Raw genomic sequence first — 16,350 nt, 5'->3', positions numbered from 1 at the left:
AACGAGTCTCGCGCAGGCGGGATCGATGAATTAAGAGGCGCGGATGCGTAAAGTTCGAATTTCACGCCCGCGCGCCGCGCGATCGCTGGTCCTCGGCGTGGCGGCGGCCGGAATGCTGCTGGGCAACGGGCCGGCGAAGGCCGCGATTGCCGGCACCGGCGCCGCGCCGGGCAAGCCGGTGACCGCGGCGCCGTCGACCGGGTTCGACGCCTTTTACCGCTCGCGCGGCAACCGGCCGCTATGGCTCGATCCCAAGGCGGGCAACGCGGCGAAGGACCTGATCGCGCTGCTCCGCTCGGCCTCGCTCGACGGGCTCGACCCGGCGCGCTACCGCCCCGACGCGCTCGAGGCGCTGGTCGCGGCGGCGCGGCCGACCGACCCCGCCTCGATGATCCGCGCCGACGCGGCACTGTCGATGGCGTTCACCGACTATGTCGGCGACCAGCGGCGCGCGGCGGCGCGCGGCGAGGGCGTCACCTATGTCGATCCCTCGCTGCGGCCCGCGCCGCCGACCCCGCTCGCGCTGCTGCTCCGCGCGCAGGCCGCGCCCTCGCTCGACGGCTACGTCAAGTCGATGTCGTGGATGCACCCGATCTACATCGGGCTTCGCGCGGCGCTCGCCGACCCGGCGCTGACCGCCGACCGGCGCGCGCAGCTGACGCTCAACCTCGACCGGGCGCGCGCGCTTCCCCCGGCGAGCGGGCGCTACATCATCGTCAACGCGGCGCAGCAGCGGCTGTTCGCCTATGACGACGCCAAGGTGGCCGAGACGATGCGAGTGGTGGTTGGCAAGACCAAGCACCAGACGCCGATGCTGGCGGCCTATGTCCGCTACGCCGCGCTCAACCCCTACTGGTACGTCCCCGCCGACCTCGCCGCCGAGGACGTCGGGCAATATGTCGCCAAGTCCGGGCTGAAATATCTCGACACCTACGGCTACGAGGTGGTCGACAGCCTCGAGCCCGACGCGCACGTGCTCGACCCCGCCAAGGTCGACTGGAAGGGGGTCAATTCGGGCAAGGTGCAGGTGCTGATCCGGCAAAAGCCGGGGCCGAAGAATTTCATGGGGCGGATGAAGTTCATGTTCCCCAACGCCTTCGGCGTCTACCTGCACGACAACCCGCGCCGCGAATTGTTCGAAAAGGCCGAGCGTTTCTATTCGGGCGGCTGCGTGCGGCTCGAGGACGCGTCGCGGCTGGGGCAGTGGCTGTTCGGCCACCCCCTCGACTGGCAGGCGGCGGGGACCGAGCAGCAGGTGCCGCTGGCGCGGCCGGTGCCGGTCTACATCACCTACCTGACCGCGGTGCCCGACGAGACGGGGACCGGGATCGCCTATTTCGACGACGCCTATGGCCGCGACGCGGCCAAGACGGTCGACGCTCAGACGCCGGCGGGCGAAGGGGCCGGCGCCGGGGCAGCGAAGGTCGTCGCCGAGCGCTGAGCCTCGACAAGGTCGGGGCAGGGGGCGATCTTCGGCACCGCGAGCCACCACCAGCCGCTTCCGAACAGGGCGATGGCCGCGGTCAGCCAGAAGGCGCCGAGGTAATTGCCCCCGGTGGCCTGGATGATCGCGCCGGTGAGGATCGGGCCGACGATGCCGCTGGTATTGCCGACCCCGTTCATGATCCCGACCCACGCCCCCGCGGCGCGCCCGGCGAAGATCTGCGAGATGGCGTAGGGGTTGGCGCCGCCCATCCCGCCGAACAGCCCGAACACGAGCAGCGCGGCGAACAGCTCGGTGCGGGTGCTCGCCAGCCCGGCGGCGATGACGGTGGTGCCCATCGCGGTCTGGTAGACGACCATCAGTGCGCGGCGGACCTTCCCCTCGTCGCGGCCCGCGGCGACCAGCCGGTCGCTGAGCCAGCCCCACAGCAGCGCGCCGACTCCCTGGACGATGTAGACCATGGTCAGCATCGCGGTCATATCGGGGATCGCGATGCCGCGCTTTTCGGTCAGGAACAGCGGCAGCCAGGCGAGCGCGAAGAAAAAGGGATAGGTGTTGCAGAAGTGGCCGATCCCCATCGACCACGGCGCCCAGCGGCCCGCGACGAGGCGCAGCGGCACATCGGCGCGGCGCTCGGCACGGGTCGACCAGTGGGGCTTGCTGGTCATGAACCAGAAGGGCAGCCAGACGAGGGTCAGCGCGCCGAAGATCCAGAAGATCGGGCGCCAGCCGTGCGTGGCGAGGATATGGCCACCGGCGAAGGTGCCGATCGCCGGGCCGATCGCCAGCGCGGCGGCAAGCGCGGCGTTGGCGAGCCCGCGGTGGCGGTCGGGGACGTGCGCGGCGATGATCTTCGACGAGCAGGGAAAGGCGACGCCCTCGCCGATGCCGAGCAGCAGCCGCATCGTGACCAGCGCGGTCAGCCCGCCGACGAAGCCGGTGAAGAAGGTCGCCAGCGCCCAAAGCGCGAGCCCGCCCGCGACGATGCGGTAGACGCACATCCGCCCGCTGAGCCAGCCGATCGCGAGCTGCGCGGGGGCATAGACCCAGGCGAAGGCGCTGACCGCGAGCCCGAACTGTTCATGGTCGAGGTGGAGGTCGCCCTTGAGCTTGGGCGCGGCGATGCCGATCGCGCCGCGATCGACATAGTTGATCACCACGAACAGCGCGAGCAGCACGGTCAGTGCCAGCCCGCCGCGCTTGTGCGGCTCGCTCATCATCCTCTCCCTCGGCGGGAAGCTATGGCAGGCCGATCAGGACTGCGCCAGCCGGTCGGGGTGGGCGCGCTCGAACCGCACCGGCCAGTCGTCGCCGATTTCGGCGGAATAGAAGCGCGGGTCCTGCCCGTCGATCGTCACCGTCGCGTCGTAGGGGTGGCCGGTGGCGGGGTCGGTCCAGTCGAGTTTCACCGCGGCCGAGCCGATGATGTAATAGGTCTTGTTGCCGTCGACCCTGTAACGGCCGGCGAGCTGGTCGCGGGTGCAGGGGGCGTAAGCCGAAGTGCCGTCGCCGTCGAACGCGCAATTGCGCTCGATCGTCTCGACCGTGGCGGTGACCGGGACGGTCGCGGCGAGGAAGCGGTGATGCTTCCACCACGTCCAGCCGCCGACCAGCGCCGAGGCGGTGACGAACAGGATCTGCGCGCGCCAGTACCAGGTCATGCGTCCGGCCTAGCGCGGGCGCGTGAACAAAGCGTTCAGGCCTCGCCCGATTGCTCGTCGAGCCAGCGCTCCAGATGGTTGGGGCGCTGAATTTCGGAATGCGGCCGCACCATCCCCCGGATGGTACTATTTTCCGCCTTCCTCAAGCCAGCGTTCCAACCATTTGATGGTATAGTCACCATCGACGAAGGCGGGCTCGTCGATGATCCGCTGCTGGAGCGGGACGGTGGTCTTCATCCCCTCGACGACGAATTCGCGGAGCGCGCGCTTCAACCGCATGATGCATTCGTCGCGGTCGCGGCCGTAGACGATCAGCTTGGCGATCATGCTGTCGTAATAGGGCGGAACGCGGTAGCCGGCGTAGAGCCCGCTATCGACCCGTACGTGCATGCCCCCGGGGGCGACGTAATTTTTCACCAGCCCGGGCGAGGGGGCGAAGGTGACCGGGTCTTCGGCGTTGATTCGGCACTCGATCGCGTGGCCGGTGAGGTGGACCTCGTCCTGGCTCACCGACAGCCCGTCGCCCTGCGCGACGCGGATCTGTTCGCGCACGAGGTCCATCCCGCTGATCATCTCGGTCACCGGATGCTCGACCTGGAGCCGGGTGTTCATCTCGATGAAGTAGAATTCGCCGTTCTCGTAGAGGAACTCGACGGTGCCCGCGCCGCGATAGCCCATGTCGGCCATCGCCTGGCGGACGCGTTCGCCCATCGTCGCGCGCTGTTCGGGGGTGATGACCGGGGAAGGGGCCTCCTCGATCACCTTCTGGTGGCGGCGCTGGACCGAGCAGTCGCGCTCGCCGAGGTGGATCGCGTTGCCGTCGCCGTCGCCGAACACCTGGAACTCGATGTGCTTCGGGTCGCCGAGGTATTTTTCCATGTAGACGGTGGGGTCGCCGAACGCCGCGTTGGCCTCCGACGAGGCCTGCCCCATCAGGCTTTCGAGCTGGTCTTCGGACGGCACGACCTTCATCCCGCGCCCGCCGCCGCCCGACGCGGCCTTGATCAGCACCGGGTAGCCGATGTCGGCGGCGAGGCGCTTGGCCTCCTCGACGCTGTCGAGCGGGCCGGGCGAGCCGGGGACCAGCGGCAGGCCGAGCGTCTCGGCGGTGCGCTTGGCCTCGATCTTGTCGCCCATCACCCGGATATGTTCGGGCTTGGGGCCGACCCAGATGAGATTGTGCGATTCGACGATCTCGGCGAACTGGGCGTTCTCGCTGAGGAAGCCGTAGCCGGGGTGGACCGCGTCGGCGTGGGTGACCTCGGCGGCCGAGATGATGTTGGCGATGTTGAGGTAGCTGTCGCGCGCCGCCGGGGGGCCGATGCAGACCGCCTCGTCGGCGAGGCGGACGTGCATCGCGTCGGCGTCGGCGGTCGAATGGACCGCGACCGTCTTGATCCCCATTTCGTGACAGGCGCGGAGGATTCGAAGCGCGATCTCGCCGCGATTGGCGATGAGCAGCTTCTCGATGCGCCTGGTCAAGCGATCACCACCAGCGGCTGGTCGAACTCGACCGGCTGCGAATCGCCGATCAATATTTCCTTGATCGTGCCGCCCTTGTTGGCGGTGATCGGGTTCATCACCTTCATCGCCTCGATGATCATCAGCGTGTCGCCCGCGGCGACCTTCTGGCCGACGCTGACGAACGGCGCGGCGCCGGGTTCGGGCGAGAGATAGACGGTGCCCACCATCGGCGACTTGAGCGCGTCGGCGGCGGGCGCGGGCGCGGGCGCGGCGTCGGCCGCGGGGGCGGGCGCGGCGGCGGGCGCCGGGGCGGGCGCGGCCGGCGCGGCGTGGTGCATCGGCGCGGGGGCGTAGGCCATCACCGCGGCGGCCTCGCGGCGGACGCGGATCTTGCGGCTGCCGTCCTCGACCTCGATCTCGGTCAACTCGTTGGCGGCGAGCAGCTCGGCGAGCTCGCGCACCAGCGCCGAGTCGACCTGCATCGCGCCCTTGTCTGTCTTGTCCTGCGCCATCTGAAAAACCCTTCGAATTCGAGCCGCGCCTCCTGTCAGAGCGCGGCGGCCGCGTCCAGTGCCGTAAGGTAACCCGCCGCGCCCTGGCCCTTGATCACGCGGGCGGCGACCTCGCCGACATAGTCGACGTGGCGGAACGCCTCGCGCGTCGCCGGGTCACTGAGATGGACCTCGATCACCGGGGTGGCGATCGCGGCGACCGCGTCGCGAAGCGCGACCGAGGTGTGCGAATAGCCGCCGGGGTTGAAGATCACCGCCTTCGCGCCCCGGTCCTCGGCCTCGTGCAGCCAGTCGATCAGGTGACCCTCGTGGTTCGACTGGCGCTGGTCGAGCGTGACTCCGAGCGCCGCGGCGCGGGCGTGGAGCGAGGCGGCGATATCGTCGAGGCTCTGGGTCCCGTAAATCCCCGGCTCGCGCTTGCCGAGCCGGTTGAGGTTGGGGCCGTTGAGCACGTAAATCAGCGGTGGCGAAGGCATCGACAGCCCCTATATGGGCGTCATGACCGGAGCGATAGTCGAATGAGCGTGGACGGCACCGCGGGGGTCGTCATCAACGGCGAGCATCGCCGCGTCGGCGCGAATACCAGCCTCGCGCAGCTGATCGCCGAGATCGGGCTCGACCCGGCGCGGGTCGCGGTCGAGCGCAACCTCGAGATCGTGCCGCGATCGACCTTCGACAAGGTGATCGTCGAGGACGGCGACACCTATGAGATCGTCCATTTCGTCGGGGGTGGTTGAGTGAGCGATACGTGGCAGGTTGCCGGGCGGACGTTCGGCTCGCGGCTGATTGTCGGGACCGGCAAGTACAAGGATTTCGCGCAGAACGCGGCGGCGGTGGAGGCCAGCGGCGCGGAGATCGTCACCGTCGCGGTGCGGCGGGTCAACATCTCCGATCCGTCGCAGCCGGTGCTGATGGATTATATCGACCCGAAGAAGGTCACCTACCTGCCCAATACCGCGGGCTGCTTCACCGCCGACGAGGCGGTGCGGACGCTCCGGCTGGCGCGCGAGGCGGGGGGCTGGGAGCTGGTCAAGCTCGAGGTGCTCGGCGAGGCGCGGACGCTCTATCCTGACATGCGCGAGACGCTGAAGGCGTGTGCGACGCTGGCCAAGGAAGGCTTCCAGCCGATGGTCTACTGCGCCGACGACCCGATCGCGGCGAAGCAGCTCGAGGAGGAGGGCGCGGTGGCGATCATGCCGCTCGGCGCGCCGATCGGATCGGGGCTCGGAATACAGAACCGGGTGACGATCCGGCTGATCGTCGAAGGCGCGAAGGTGCCGGTGCTGGTCGATGCCGGGGTCGGCACGGCGAGCGACGCGGCGGTGGCGATGGAGCTCGGCTGCGACGGGGTGCTGATGAACACCGCGATCGCCGAGGCGAAGGACCCGGTGCGGATGGCGCGGGCGATGAAGCTGGCGGTCGAGGCGGGGCGCGAAGCCTATCTGTCGGGACGGATGGCGACCCGCAAATATGCCGATCCTTCGAGCCCGCTGGCCGGGCTGATCTAGTGGGATGGAGACGCCGCGCGACGCGGTCGAGGCGACGCTGGCGATGATCGCGGCGGCGCTTGCGGGCGAGGGGTTCGCGCTGAAGCCGGGCCTCAAGATCAAGCGCGTAGACGGCGATTATACCGATGTCATCCGCACCCAGACGAGCGTGTGGAACCGGACCGACACCCAGGCCTGGTTCACGCTGACGGCGGTGATCGAGAGCGGACGCTTCGGCCGTTTTCTCAAGGCGCGCTGGCCCGATCGCCCGGCGAACGTCAGCCGCCATGACCGCTTCGTCACCTCGCGCCAGCTGAAGAAGCCGGGGACGAACCTGACTTGTCGCTGGGACGCGATCTTGCCGGGCGACCGGGCCGCGATCGCCGAAGAAGCGACGGGAAACATCCGCACCCAGATCCTGCCGTGGTTCGCCGCGATGCGCGATCCGCTGGCGGTCGTTCGCCAGATCCCGGGCCCGTTCGCCGGGACGAGGCTGCTCCACTATGCGCTGGCGAACGGGCTCGAGCGGGAAATGCGCGCGCATCTCGTCGAGGTGTCGCAAAAAGTGCCCGCGTTCGGCGAGGCGATGGCGCGGATGAAAGCGGGCACGATGGACCGCCGGCCCGGAAATTCGTTCGACGAGATCGCGCTCAGGGCGATCGAGCTGGGTCTCGCCTGACGCGGCGAGCCGAGTCGCGATGCGACGAATGGTGAAACAATGGGCAAGTCGCGGCGTCATCCTCCCAACAACACATCGAGAGGAGTATAAGTCATGGGTGAGTTCACCGACAAGCTCAAGGGTCATGTCAACGACGCGATCGGCGAACTGAAGCAGAAGTCGGACAATCCCGACACGCAGGCCGAGGGCAAGCGCCAGGAGATTCACGGCGAGATGCAGAAAACCAAGGGCGAGGTCGAAGGCGCCATGGGCGATCGTATCTAAACGATACCTTCGGTAATATTAGGGCCGTCTCCGCGAGGAGGCGGCCTTTTTCGTGCGTGATTCCGCTTAGCGCTCGCGCAGGCGGGTGATGGTGGTGGCGTTGCTGATCACCTCGACGTCGGTGACGCAGTGGAGCAGGCGGATGCCGGTGCGCGCCTTGGCTGCCTCCAGCGCCAGGGCGAAGTCCTCGGTCTTTTCGACCCGCACGCCCCAGCCGCCGAACGCCTCGGCGAGTTTCACGAAGTCGGGGTTGGCGAGCACGGTCGCCTCGACCCGGCCCGGATATTCGCGTTCCTGGTGCATCCGGATCGTGCCGTAGGCGCCGTTGTCGACGAGGATGACGATGAGGTTCGCGCCATATTGGGCGGCGGTGGCGAGTTCCTGTCCGTTCATCAGGAAATCGCCGTCGCCCGCGACGCAGACCACGGTGCGTTCGCTGAAGCGAAGGCTCGCGGCGACCGCGGCGGGAAGACCGTAGCCCATCGTGCCGCTGGTTGGGGCGAGCTGGGTCGGCATCGGTCCATAGTGCCAGTAACGGTGCCACCAGCCGCTGAAATTCCCCGCGCCGTTGCAGACGATCGTGTCGGCGGGAAGCGCGGCGCGCATCGCCGCGACGCACGGGCCGAGGTCGAGCGTCACGCCCTCGCGCGGCTTCGGGTCGGACCAGTCGAGCCATTCGCGGTGGGCTTCCTCGCCCGCGCGGAAGGGCAGGAGGTCGGGTTCGTGCCAGTCGGCGACGACCTCGGCGAATTCGTCCATCTCGGCGCAGATCGGCAGGTCGGCGTGATAGACGCGGCCGAGCTCGTTGGGATCGGGGTGGACATGGACCAGCGTCTGGCCGGGGTGGTCGGGGGTGACCAGCCTGTAGCCGTCGGTGGTCGACTCGCCGAGGCGCGCGCCGACGACGAGCAGCAGGTCGGCCTCGCGCACCCGCTGCTGGAGCTTCGGATTGGGGCCGTAGCCGAGCTGGCCGGCATAGACGCGGCAGTCGTTGGCAATCGCGTCCTGGCGGCGGAAGGCGGCGGCGACGGGGATTCCGTGGCGCGCGGCGAAGTTCGCGAAATGGTGCGCGGCGGCGGGATTCCAGCCTGCCCCGCCGACGATCGCGACCGGGTTGGTGGCGTCCTTCAATAGGCCGAACAGCGCCTCGACCGCGCCCGCGCAGGGCGGCTGGTTGATCGGCGGGACCGGCGGACGGTCGAGCGCCTCCACCTCGTCGCGCAGCATGTCCTCGGGGATGGCGAGGACGACCGGGCCGGGGCGGCCCGAGGTGGCGACGCGATAGGCGCGCGCGATATATTCCGGGATCCGCCGGGCATCGTCGATCCGCGCCGCCCACTTGGCGATGGGGGCGAAAAAAGCGGGGAAATCGACTTCCTGGAAGCCCTCGCGGTCCTTGTCGGCGCGGTCGAGGTCGCCGACGAACAGGATCATGGGGGTCGAATCCTGGAAGGCGACGTGGACGCCCGCGCTGGCGTTGGTCGCGCCGGGTCCGCGGGTGACGAAGGCCACGCCGGGGCGCCCGGTGAGCTTGCCGTCGGCGTCGGCCATGTAGGCGACCCCGCCTTCCTGCCGGCAGACGACGACGTCGATCGCGGGCGCGTCGTGGAGCGCGTCGAGCGCGGCGAGGAAGCTTTCGCCGGGAACGGTGAAGACGCGGTCGCAGCCCTGGATGCGAAGCTGGTCGACGAGGATCTGGCCGCCGGTGCGTGTGGTCATGCCTGGTGGATCGCTTTCACCACCTGGTAGCTTTCCATGCCTTCCTTGCCGCCTTCGCTGCCGAAGCCCGAGTCCTTGACCCCGCCGAAGGGGGCGTCGGCGACCGAGATGGCGAAGCTGTTGATCCCGACCATGCCGCTTTCGACGAGGTCTCCGATCAGGTTGGCGCGGCGGCCGTTTTCGGTGAAGGCGAAGGCGGCGAGGCCGAAGGGAAGGCGGTTGGCCTCACCGATCACCTCGTCGAAGGTCGCGAACGAACGCGTCACCGCGACCGGGCCGAACGGCTCCTCGTTCATGATGCTCGCCTCGTTGGGGACGTCGGCGAGCAGGGTCGGCTGGAAGAAGAAGCCCCCATTCTTATCGAAAGCGCCTCCGCGCTCGCCGCCGGCGAGAACGCGCGCGCCCTTGGCCCTGGCGTCGCCGACCAGCTTCTCGATCGCCTCGGGCCGGCGGTCGTTGGCGAGCGGGCCCATCTTGGTGTCGGCGTCGAGGCCGTCGCCGACCTTCACCTTCGCGGTCCGCTCGGCGAAGCCCTTCAAGAAGGCGTCGTAGATCGATTCCTGGACGTAGAAGCGGGTGGGCGAGACGCACACCTGCCCGGCGTTCCGGAATTTCTGCGGCACGACCATGTCGAGCGTCTTGTCGAGGTCGCAATCGTCGAAGATCATCACCGGCGCGTGGCCGCCGAGTTCCATCGTGATCCGGGTCATGCTGTCGGCGGCGAGGCGCATCAGGTGCTTGCCGACCGCGGTCGAGCCGGTGAAGCTGACCTTGCGGATCTGCCGGCTGCCGATCAGCGTGCGGCTGATGAGGTCGGCCTCGCCGTGGACGAGCTGGGCGACGCCCCTGGGCAGGCCCGCGTCGGCCAGCGCGCGGAACATCTCGGTGACGCAGCCCGGGGTCTCCTGCGGCGGGCGCGAGATGACGGTGCAGCCGGCGGCGAGCGCGGCGGCGAGCTTCTTGGCGAGCAGGTAGACCGGGAAATTCCACGGGGTGAAGGTGGCGACCGGGCCGACCGGCTGGCGGATCACGCGGCTGAGCTGGCCCGCCGGGCGGACGAGGGTGCGGCCATAGTCGCGCTTCGCCTCCTCGGCATACCAGTCGAACAGCTGCGCGCTGCCCATCACCTCGGCCTTGGCCTCGGGCAGCGGCTTGCCCTGTTCCTGAGTCAGGATCGCGCCGATGTGGTCGGCGCGCTCGCGCAGCAGCTGCGCGGCCTTGCGCAGGATCGTAGCCCGCTTGTCGACGTCCATCGCCTTCCATTCGGGCCACGCGCGTTCGGACGCGGCGAGCGCCTCGTCGAGGTCGGCCCTGGTCGCGTTGGGGAGGTCGGCGATGCCGCCCGCGGTGACCGGGTTGACGACGGTAAAGGTTTCGCGGCCCTCGCCGCTGCGCCAGGCGCCGTCGATGAAATGCTGGAGGTCGGTGTCGTAGCTCATGGACGGGCAGATAGGCGCGCCTTGAACGCGCCGCAACGGCTCGCTAGGCCGGGCGGCGAAGAGGAGCCAAGCGCATGACCAAGTCCGAACTCGCCCACAAGATGAACGACGCGCAGGCGTGGCTGCCGGGCAAGACGGTGAAGCTCGATTTCGGCCCTGACGGGGCGGTGATGCTCGACGGCAAGGCGAGCGCGGTGACCGAGGACGACGGGCCGGCGGACACGACGATCAAGGTGTCGTGGGCCGACTGGGAAGCGATGACCCAGGGCCAGCTCGACGGGATGACCGCGTTCATGACCGGCAAGCTCAAGGTCGAGGGCGACATGTCGAACGCGATGCAGCTTCAGGGCGTGCTGTCGAAGCTGCGGGGCTGAGTCGTGCGCCGCGCCGCGACGTTGCTGGTCGCCGGCCTGCTCGCGGCGTGCGGACGGCACGATCCGCCGTCCGCCGATAAGGTCGATCGCACGGCCGAGGCGACATCGGCGCCGGTCGGGCCGGCCAACGCGGTCACGGTGGCGCCGGACGACCGGAGGCATAGCGCCCTTACCGCGGTAAAGGCCGCGGCGGGCGAGACCGCCCCCGACGCGCGCGTCGCGCTGGCGTTCGCCGACATTGGTGGCGACGCGCGCGAGGAAGCGATCGCCTACCTGGTCGATTCCAACCATTGTGGGACGGGCGGTTGCTCGCTGATCGTGCTGACGCCGTCGGGCAAGGGGTGGAAGACCCTGGCGCAGACCAGCGTGACCCAGCTTCCGGTCAATCGGCTGTTGACGAGGAAGGACGGCTGGAACGACCTCGCCGTGGCGATCGGCGGCGGGGGCGGCAAGGCCGGCATCGCGCTGCTCCGCTTCGCCAACGGGCGCTACCCTGACAATCCGTCGGTCGAGCCGATCCTCAATCGCCTGCCCGAAGGCGCGCGGCGGATCTTGCCCGACGATCACGACCACCTCGTCCCGCTTGGCGGCTAGCGGCCGCGCCGGTTGACCCGCCGCCGCCGCTCGCCCTAGGGCCATCGGTCTAAGAGGAGACGCGCCTTGGCCAACAAGATCTACCCCGATGCCGCCGCGGCGCTCGACGGGTTGTTGTTCGACGGGATGACGATCGCCGCGGGCGGGTTCGGGCTGTGCGGGATCCCCGAGCGGCTGATCGACGCGATCGTGGCGAGCGGGGTGAAGGACCTCACCATCGCCTCGAACAATGCCGGGATCGACAACGAGGGGCTCGGCAAGCTGCTGCGCACGCGGCAGGTGAAAAAGATGATCTCGTCCTACGTCGGCGAGAACAAGGAGTTCGAGCGGCAGTTTCTCGCGGGCGAGCTCGAGGTCGAATTCTGTCCGCAGGGGACGCTCGCCGAACGGATGCGCGCGGGCGGGGCGGGAATCCCGGGCTTTTACACGAAGACCGGGGTCGGCACGCAGGTCGCCGAGGGCAAGGAAGTGAAGAGCTTCGACGGCCCAAATGGACCTGAAGACTATATCCTCGAACGCGGCATCCGCGCTGACCTCGCGATCATCAAGGGGTGGAAGGCCGACGAGAGCGGCAACCTCCTGTTCCGCAAGACCGCGCGCAACTTCAACGCACCGGCCGCGACCTGCGGCAGGATCTGCGTCGCCGAGGTCGAGGAGGTCGTGGCCGTCGGCGCGCTCGACCCCGACGCGATCCATTTGCCGTCGATCTACGTCAAGCGACTGATCGACGGCGCGCCCTACGACAAGAAGATCGAGTTCACGACCACCCGCGAAAGGACCGCCGCATGATCGTCTTCCTCGCCGCGCTGGCCGCCGCTGCCGCGCCCGCGCCGTCGACCCGCGCCGCCGACCTCGTCGCGATCGACGCGACGATCAAGGCGACCTACTCCGTTATCTCGGGTCCCGCCGGGCAGAAGCGCGATTTCGACCGGATGCGGTCGCTGTTCGCGCCCAACGCGCTGCTTCGCGTCATCACGCCCAAGGGCATTCGCGGCGGCAGCCTCGACGACTATATTTCGAAGAGCGGGCCGATCCTCGAGAAGGAAGGCTTCTACGAGCGCGAGTTGGGACGGCGGACCGAAGTCTACGGCAACCTCGCCCATGCCTGGTCGTCGTACGACGGGCATACCGCGAGCGGCTCGTTCCACGAGCGCGGGATCAACAGCTTCCAGCTGGTGAAGATCGACGGCCAGTGGAAGGTCGCCTCGATCCTGTGGCAGGAAGAGGGCTCGCCGCCGGTGTATCCGCTGCCCAACCTGGGCCGGAAGGTCGGCCGCTGATGGCCTGGACCCGCGACCAGATGGCGGCGCGCGCGTCGAAAGAGCTGCGCGACGGTTACTACGTCAACCTGGGCATCGGCATCCCGACGCTGGTGGCGAACCATGTGCCCGAGGGCATGGAAGTGACGCTGCAGTCCGAGAACGGGATGCTCGGCATCGGGCCGTTCCCCTATCCCGACGAGGTCGACCCCGACCTCATCAACGCGGGCAAGCAGACCGTCAGCGAGCTCGACAAGACCAGCTATTTCTCGTCCGCCGACAGCTTCGCGATGATCCGCGGCGGGCACATCGACCTTGCCGTGCTTGGCGCGATGGAGGTCAGCCAGCGCGGCGACATCGCCAACTGGATGATCCCCGGCAAGATGATCAAGGGCATGGGCGGGGCGATGGACCTCGTCGCCGGGGTCAAGAAGATCATCGTCGTGATGGAGCACAACGCCAAGGACGGCAGTGCCAAGTTCATCCCCGCCTGCACGCTGCCGCTGACCGGCAAGAACGTGATCGACATGATCGTCACCGACCTCGCCGTGTTCCAGCGGCCCGACCACGACAGCGCGTTCCGGCTGGTCGAGCTGGCGCCCGGGGTGAGCGCTGACGAGGTGCGCGCGAAGACCACCGCGGCCTACGAGGGGTGAGCCGGGCGCGCCTCGCGCTCGCCGTCGCGGCGCTGTTCGCGCTCGGCGGCTGCGACGCGCTCGACAAGCTGGCGAAGAAGCGCGAGGCGAAGGCGGGACCGGCGGCCAACGCGGCGGCGCCGGTGGCCGACGAAAGCTGCGCCGAGGGATGGCGGGTGAGTCTCGACGAGGCGAGCTTCGCGTCGGCCTCGCTGTCCGCCGACCGGCTCGACGCGCTCGGCGAGGCGGTCGGCGAGCGCGCCGCCGACAGCGCCGACCAGGCGTGCGCCGACGGTGCGCTCGACCCGGCGAGGGCGCGCGCGGTGCGCCATGTCGTCGTCGCCAACAGCGCCGATGGCGGGGCGCCGCTGTTCCGGCTCGACGGCGACACGGTGCGCGTCGAGTGGGGCTTCGCGCGGCACGAGCTCGCGCTTCCCGGCGACGGCGAGTGGCGCGCCGGCCTCATCTGTTCGATCGACCCCGAAAGCGAGGAATGTCCGCATGAAAGCGCTGCTCAGTAAGGCCCCCGGCGGCCCCGATTCGCTGGTCGTCGAGGAGGTCGCCGCGCCCGTCGTGGGGCCGGGGCAACTGAAGCTCCGCGTGCGCGCGGCGGCGGTCAACTATCCCGACGTGCTGATCATCGAGGACAAGTATCAGTTCAAGCCGCCGCGCCCGTTCAGCCCGGGAGGCGAGGTCGCGGGCGAGGTGGTCGAGGTCGGCGAGGGGGTGACCGGCTGGGCGGTCGGCGACCGCGCGATCGCCGTCCCCGGCTGGGGCGGAATGGCCGAGGAGATCGTCATCGCGGCGGCCTCGGCCTACCGGTTGCCCGCGGGGCGCAGCTTCGTCGACGGGGCGGCGCTGCTGCTGACCTATGCAACCTCGATCCACGCGCTTTGGGACAGGGGGCGGCTCGAGGCGGGCGAGACGCTGCTGGTGCTCGGCGCGGCGGGGGGCGTCGGGCTCGCCGCGGTCGAGCTCGGCAAGGCGCGCGGGGCGCGGGTGGTCGCGGCGGTGTCGAGCGAGGACAAGGCGGCGGCGGCGCGCGCGGCGGGGGCCGACGAGACGCTGGTCTATCCGCGAGGGGACCTCGACAGGGAGGCGTCGAAGGCGCTGGCCGAGGCGTTCAAGGCGGCGGTCGGCAAGGGCGGGGCGGACGTCGTCTACGACCCCGTCGGGGGCGACTATGCCGAGCCGGCGCTTCGCGCGATCGGCTGGGAAGGGCGCTACCTGGTGGTCGGATTCCCGGCGGGGATCCCCCGGCTGCCGCTCAACCTTACGTTGCTCAAGAGCTGCGACGTGTGCGGGGTGTTCTGGGGCGCGTTCGCCGCTCGCGAGCCGGCCGCGAACGCCGCGCATGTCGCCGAGCTGTTCGCGCTGTGGGACGCGGGGAAGATCGCGCCGAAGGTCAGCGCGACCTATCCGCTGGCACGCGGGGGCGAGGCGATCGCGGCGCTGGCGGGACGGTCGGTGATCGGCAAGCTGGTGGTCGAGCTTTAGGCGGAAGGGGACGGCCGCCGACGGCTCGGCATTGACGGCTTGGCTTTGACGGCTTGGCTTTGACGCCTCGGCATTGACGCCTTGGCATTGACAGGGGCGGCGGGGCGCGGCCATGGTGCCCGCGATGCGTGACTCGATCCGCCTTGCCGACCTGTCGACCGCTTCGCGCGGCTGGTGGTGGCGCTTGCCCAAACGATGGCGCGCGCGCGGCTGACGGACCTCTTTCAAGGTTCATCGAATGTGTGACCCGCCCTCACCCGGCGGGTTTTTTCTTGCTCCCCATCTTTCGAAAGTGACATTTTTCCCATGATCATCGTGATGAAGCCCGAGGCCGACCAGGCCGAAGTCGACCGCCTGCTCGCCCAGATCGAGGCGAAGGGGCTGAAGCCGCTGCACATGCCGGGGAGCGAGCGGGTCGTGCTCGGCGCACTCGGCGACGAGCGGGTCCTGGCCGAGCTTTCGCTCGAGGCCGATCCCTATGTCGAATCGGTCAAGCCGATCCTGTCGCCCTACAAGCTGGTCGCGCGCGACCTTCACCCCCACGACACGATCGTGAAGATCGGCGACGCCAGCTTCGGCGGCGGGCGATTTGGGCTGATCGCGGGGCCGTGCGCGGTCGAGAGCGAGAGCCAGCTGCTCGCCAGCGCGAAGGCGGCCAAGGCGGCCGGCGCGCGGGTGCTTCGCGCCGGGGCGTACAAGCCGCGCACCAGCCCCTACAGTTTCCAGGGGCATGGGCCCGAGGGGCTGACGCTGCTGGCCGAGGTCGGGCGCGAGGTCGGGCTGCCGGTGGTCACCGAGGTGATCGAGACCGCCGACGTCGAGCTGGTCGCGACCCATGCCGACGCGCTCCAGGTCGGGGCGCGCAACATGCAGAATTTCGCGCTGCTGAAGGCGGTCGGGTCGGTCGCCAAGCCAGTGGTGCTGAAGCGCGGCATGTCGGCCAAGGTCGAGGACCTGCTGCTGGCGGCCGAATATATCCTTGCCGCGGGCAACGACCAGGTGATCCTGTGCGAGCGCGGAATCCGCACCTTCGAGACCGCGACGCGCAATACGCTCGACCTCGCGGCGGTGCCGATCCTCAAGAAGAAAAGCCATTTGCCGGTCGTCGTCGACCCGAGCCACGGCACCGGCATCCGCGACCTCGTCACGCCGATGGCGCTGGCCGGGGCGGCGGCGGGGGCCGACGGGCTGATGATCGAGGTCCATGTCGATCCCGCCACCGCGCTTAGCGACGGGCCGCAGTCGCTCTATCCCGAGCAGCTGCTCGCGCTCGGCAAGCAGCTCGAGGCGATGCTGCCGGTGCTCGGGCGCTCGCTGTGAGG

At 69.3% G+C, this 16,350-nt stretch carries 18 protein-coding genes and 1 pseudogene; 12 read left to right on the top strand and 7 right to left on the bottom strand.

The genetic code is table 11. From position 1 onward, the window contains the following. The first annotated feature begins 43 nt into the window (after window positions 1-43). Window positions 44-1,441: a L,D-transpeptidase scaffold domain-containing protein gene (locus ABDK56_RS04380; protein ID WP_349806924.1), complete on the top strand. Its 1,398-nt coding sequence runs from the start codon at window positions 44-46 to the stop codon at window positions 1,439-1,441. On the opposite strand, the gene ABDK56_RS04375 is transcribed toward ABDK56_RS04380, so the two are convergent. The 5 genes from ABDK56_RS04375 to ABDK56_RS04355 form a co-directional block, all read right to left on the bottom strand. Continuing rightward, a complete protein-coding gene (locus ABDK56_RS04375; RefSeq protein WP_349806923.1) occupies window positions 1,381-2,661 on the bottom strand; it encodes an MFS transporter in 1,281 nt (426 codons plus the stop codon). The genes ABDK56_RS04380 and ABDK56_RS04375 overlap by 61 nt on opposite strands. A 36-nt stretch (window positions 2,662-2,697) precedes the next feature. After that, complete coding sequence (locus ABDK56_RS04370; RefSeq protein ID WP_349806922.1) at window positions 2,698-3,105, bottom strand: hypothetical protein; 408 nt, start codon at window positions 3,103-3,105, stop codon at window positions 2,698-2,700. 126 nt (window positions 3,106-3,231) lie between these two features. After that, complete coding sequence (gene accC, locus ABDK56_RS04365; protein ID WP_349806921.1) at window positions 3,232-4,587, bottom strand: acetyl-CoA carboxylase biotin carboxylase subunit; 1,356 nt, start codon at window positions 4,585-4,587, stop codon at window positions 3,232-3,234. Further along, window positions 4,584-5,081, bottom strand: a complete 498-nt coding sequence (gene accB / locus ABDK56_RS04360) for an acetyl-CoA carboxylase biotin carboxyl carrier protein (RefSeq protein ID WP_349806920.1) — start codon at window positions 5,079-5,081, stop codon at window positions 4,584-4,586. Before accB ends, accC begins: the two co-directional genes overlap by 4 nt. A gap of 35 nt (window positions 5,082-5,116) precedes the next feature. Continuing rightward, the gene (locus ABDK56_RS04355; RefSeq protein ID WP_349806919.1) at window positions 5,117-5,557 is read right to left on the bottom strand and encodes a type II 3-dehydroquinate dehydratase; all 441 of its coding nucleotides are present in this window, start codon (window positions 5,555-5,557) and stop codon (window positions 5,117-5,119) included. 42 nt (window positions 5,558-5,599) lie between these two features. Here ABDK56_RS04355 and thiS point away from each other — a divergent pair. From thiS to ABDK56_RS04340, 3 genes and pseudogenes are all read left to right on the top strand, one after another. Next, window positions 5,600-6,589 (top strand): annotated as a pseudogene (thiS, locus tag ABDK56_RS04350) (sulfur carrier protein ThiS). A 4-nt stretch (window positions 6,590-6,593) separates the two neighbouring features. After that, a complete protein-coding gene (locus tag ABDK56_RS04345) occupies window positions 6,594-7,247 on the top strand; it encodes a DUF4304 domain-containing protein (RefSeq protein ID WP_349806918.1) in 654 nt (217 codons plus the stop codon). Between the two features lie 93 nt (window positions 7,248-7,340). Beyond that, window positions 7,341-7,511 (top strand): CsbD family protein, encoded by a 171-nt coding sequence (locus tag ABDK56_RS04340; protein WP_349806917.1) that lies wholly within the window; start codon window positions 7,341-7,343, stop codon window positions 7,509-7,511. A 66-nt stretch (window positions 7,512-7,577) separates the two neighbouring features. Here ABDK56_RS04340 and ABDK56_RS04335 read toward each other — a convergent pair whose 3' ends face one another. Together ABDK56_RS04335 and ABDK56_RS04330 are read right to left on the bottom strand one after the other, a co-directional pair. After that, window positions 7,578-9,230 carry a thiamine pyrophosphate-binding protein gene (locus ABDK56_RS04335; protein WP_349806916.1) on the bottom strand — a complete coding sequence of 551 codons (1,653 nt, stop codon included), beginning with the start codon at window positions 9,228-9,230 and terminating at the stop codon, window positions 7,578-7,580. Next, window positions 9,227-10,669, bottom strand: coding sequence for an NAD-dependent succinate-semialdehyde dehydrogenase (locus tag ABDK56_RS04330; protein WP_349806915.1), 1,443 nt, complete (start codon window positions 10,667-10,669; stop codon window positions 9,227-9,229). The genes ABDK56_RS04335 and ABDK56_RS04330 overlap by 4 nt, the downstream gene beginning before the upstream one ends. A gap of 74 nt (window positions 10,670-10,743) precedes the next feature. Here ABDK56_RS04330 and ABDK56_RS04325 point away from each other — a divergent pair, with 74 nt between their 5' ends. The 8 genes from ABDK56_RS04325 (at window position 10,744) to aroF (ending at window position 16,348) form a co-directional block, all read left to right on the top strand. After that, window positions 10,744-11,043, top strand: a complete 300-nt coding sequence (locus ABDK56_RS04325) for an SCP2 sterol-binding domain-containing protein (RefSeq protein ID WP_349806914.1) — start codon at window positions 10,744-10,746, stop codon at window positions 11,041-11,043. 3 nt (window positions 11,044-11,046) lie between these two features. Further along, complete coding sequence (locus ABDK56_RS04320) at window positions 11,047-11,637, top strand: COG3650 family protein (RefSeq protein ID WP_349806913.1); 591 nt, start codon at window positions 11,047-11,049, stop codon at window positions 11,635-11,637. A 66-nt stretch (window positions 11,638-11,703) separates the two neighbouring features. After that, window positions 11,704-12,426, top strand: coding sequence for a CoA transferase subunit A (locus ABDK56_RS04315; protein ID WP_349806912.1), 723 nt, complete (start codon window positions 11,704-11,706; stop codon window positions 12,424-12,426). Further along, window positions 12,423-12,917 (top strand): nuclear transport factor 2 family protein, encoded by a 495-nt coding sequence (locus tag ABDK56_RS04310; RefSeq protein WP_349806911.1) that lies wholly within the window; start codon window positions 12,423-12,425, stop codon window positions 12,915-12,917. The genes ABDK56_RS04315 and ABDK56_RS04310 overlap by 4 nt, the downstream gene beginning before the upstream one ends. Further along, window positions 12,917-13,552, top strand: a complete 636-nt coding sequence (locus ABDK56_RS04305; protein WP_349806910.1) for a CoA transferase subunit B — start codon at window positions 12,917-12,919, stop codon at window positions 13,550-13,552. The genes ABDK56_RS04310 and ABDK56_RS04305 overlap by 1 nt, the downstream gene beginning before the upstream one ends. After that, on the top strand, window positions 13,549-14,052 hold the full coding sequence (locus tag ABDK56_RS04300) for a hypothetical protein (RefSeq protein ID WP_349806909.1): 504 nt from the start codon (window positions 13,549-13,551) through the stop codon (window positions 14,050-14,052). Before ABDK56_RS04305 ends, ABDK56_RS04300 begins: the two co-directional genes overlap by 4 nt. Next, window positions 14,033-15,028 carry an NADPH:quinone oxidoreductase family protein gene (locus ABDK56_RS04295; RefSeq protein WP_349806908.1) on the top strand — a complete coding sequence of 332 codons (996 nt, stop codon included), beginning with the start codon at window positions 14,033-14,035 and terminating at the stop codon, window positions 15,026-15,028. The genes ABDK56_RS04300 and ABDK56_RS04295 overlap by 20 nt, the downstream gene beginning before the upstream one ends. A gap of 306 nt (window positions 15,029-15,334) precedes the next feature. Next, complete coding sequence (gene aroF / locus ABDK56_RS04290) at window positions 15,335-16,348, top strand: 3-deoxy-7-phosphoheptulonate synthase (RefSeq protein ID WP_349806907.1); 1,014 nt, start codon at window positions 15,335-15,337, stop codon at window positions 16,346-16,348. Window positions 16,349-16,350: the final 2 nt, after the last annotated feature.

The sequence above is a fragment of the Sphingomonas sp. ASV193 genome (genome assembly GCF_040203355.1).
Lineage (GTDB): Bacteria > Pseudomonadota > Alphaproteobacteria > Sphingomonadales > Sphingomonadaceae > Sphingomicrobium.
This window is presented reverse-complemented; position numbering and strand designations above follow the sequence as displayed.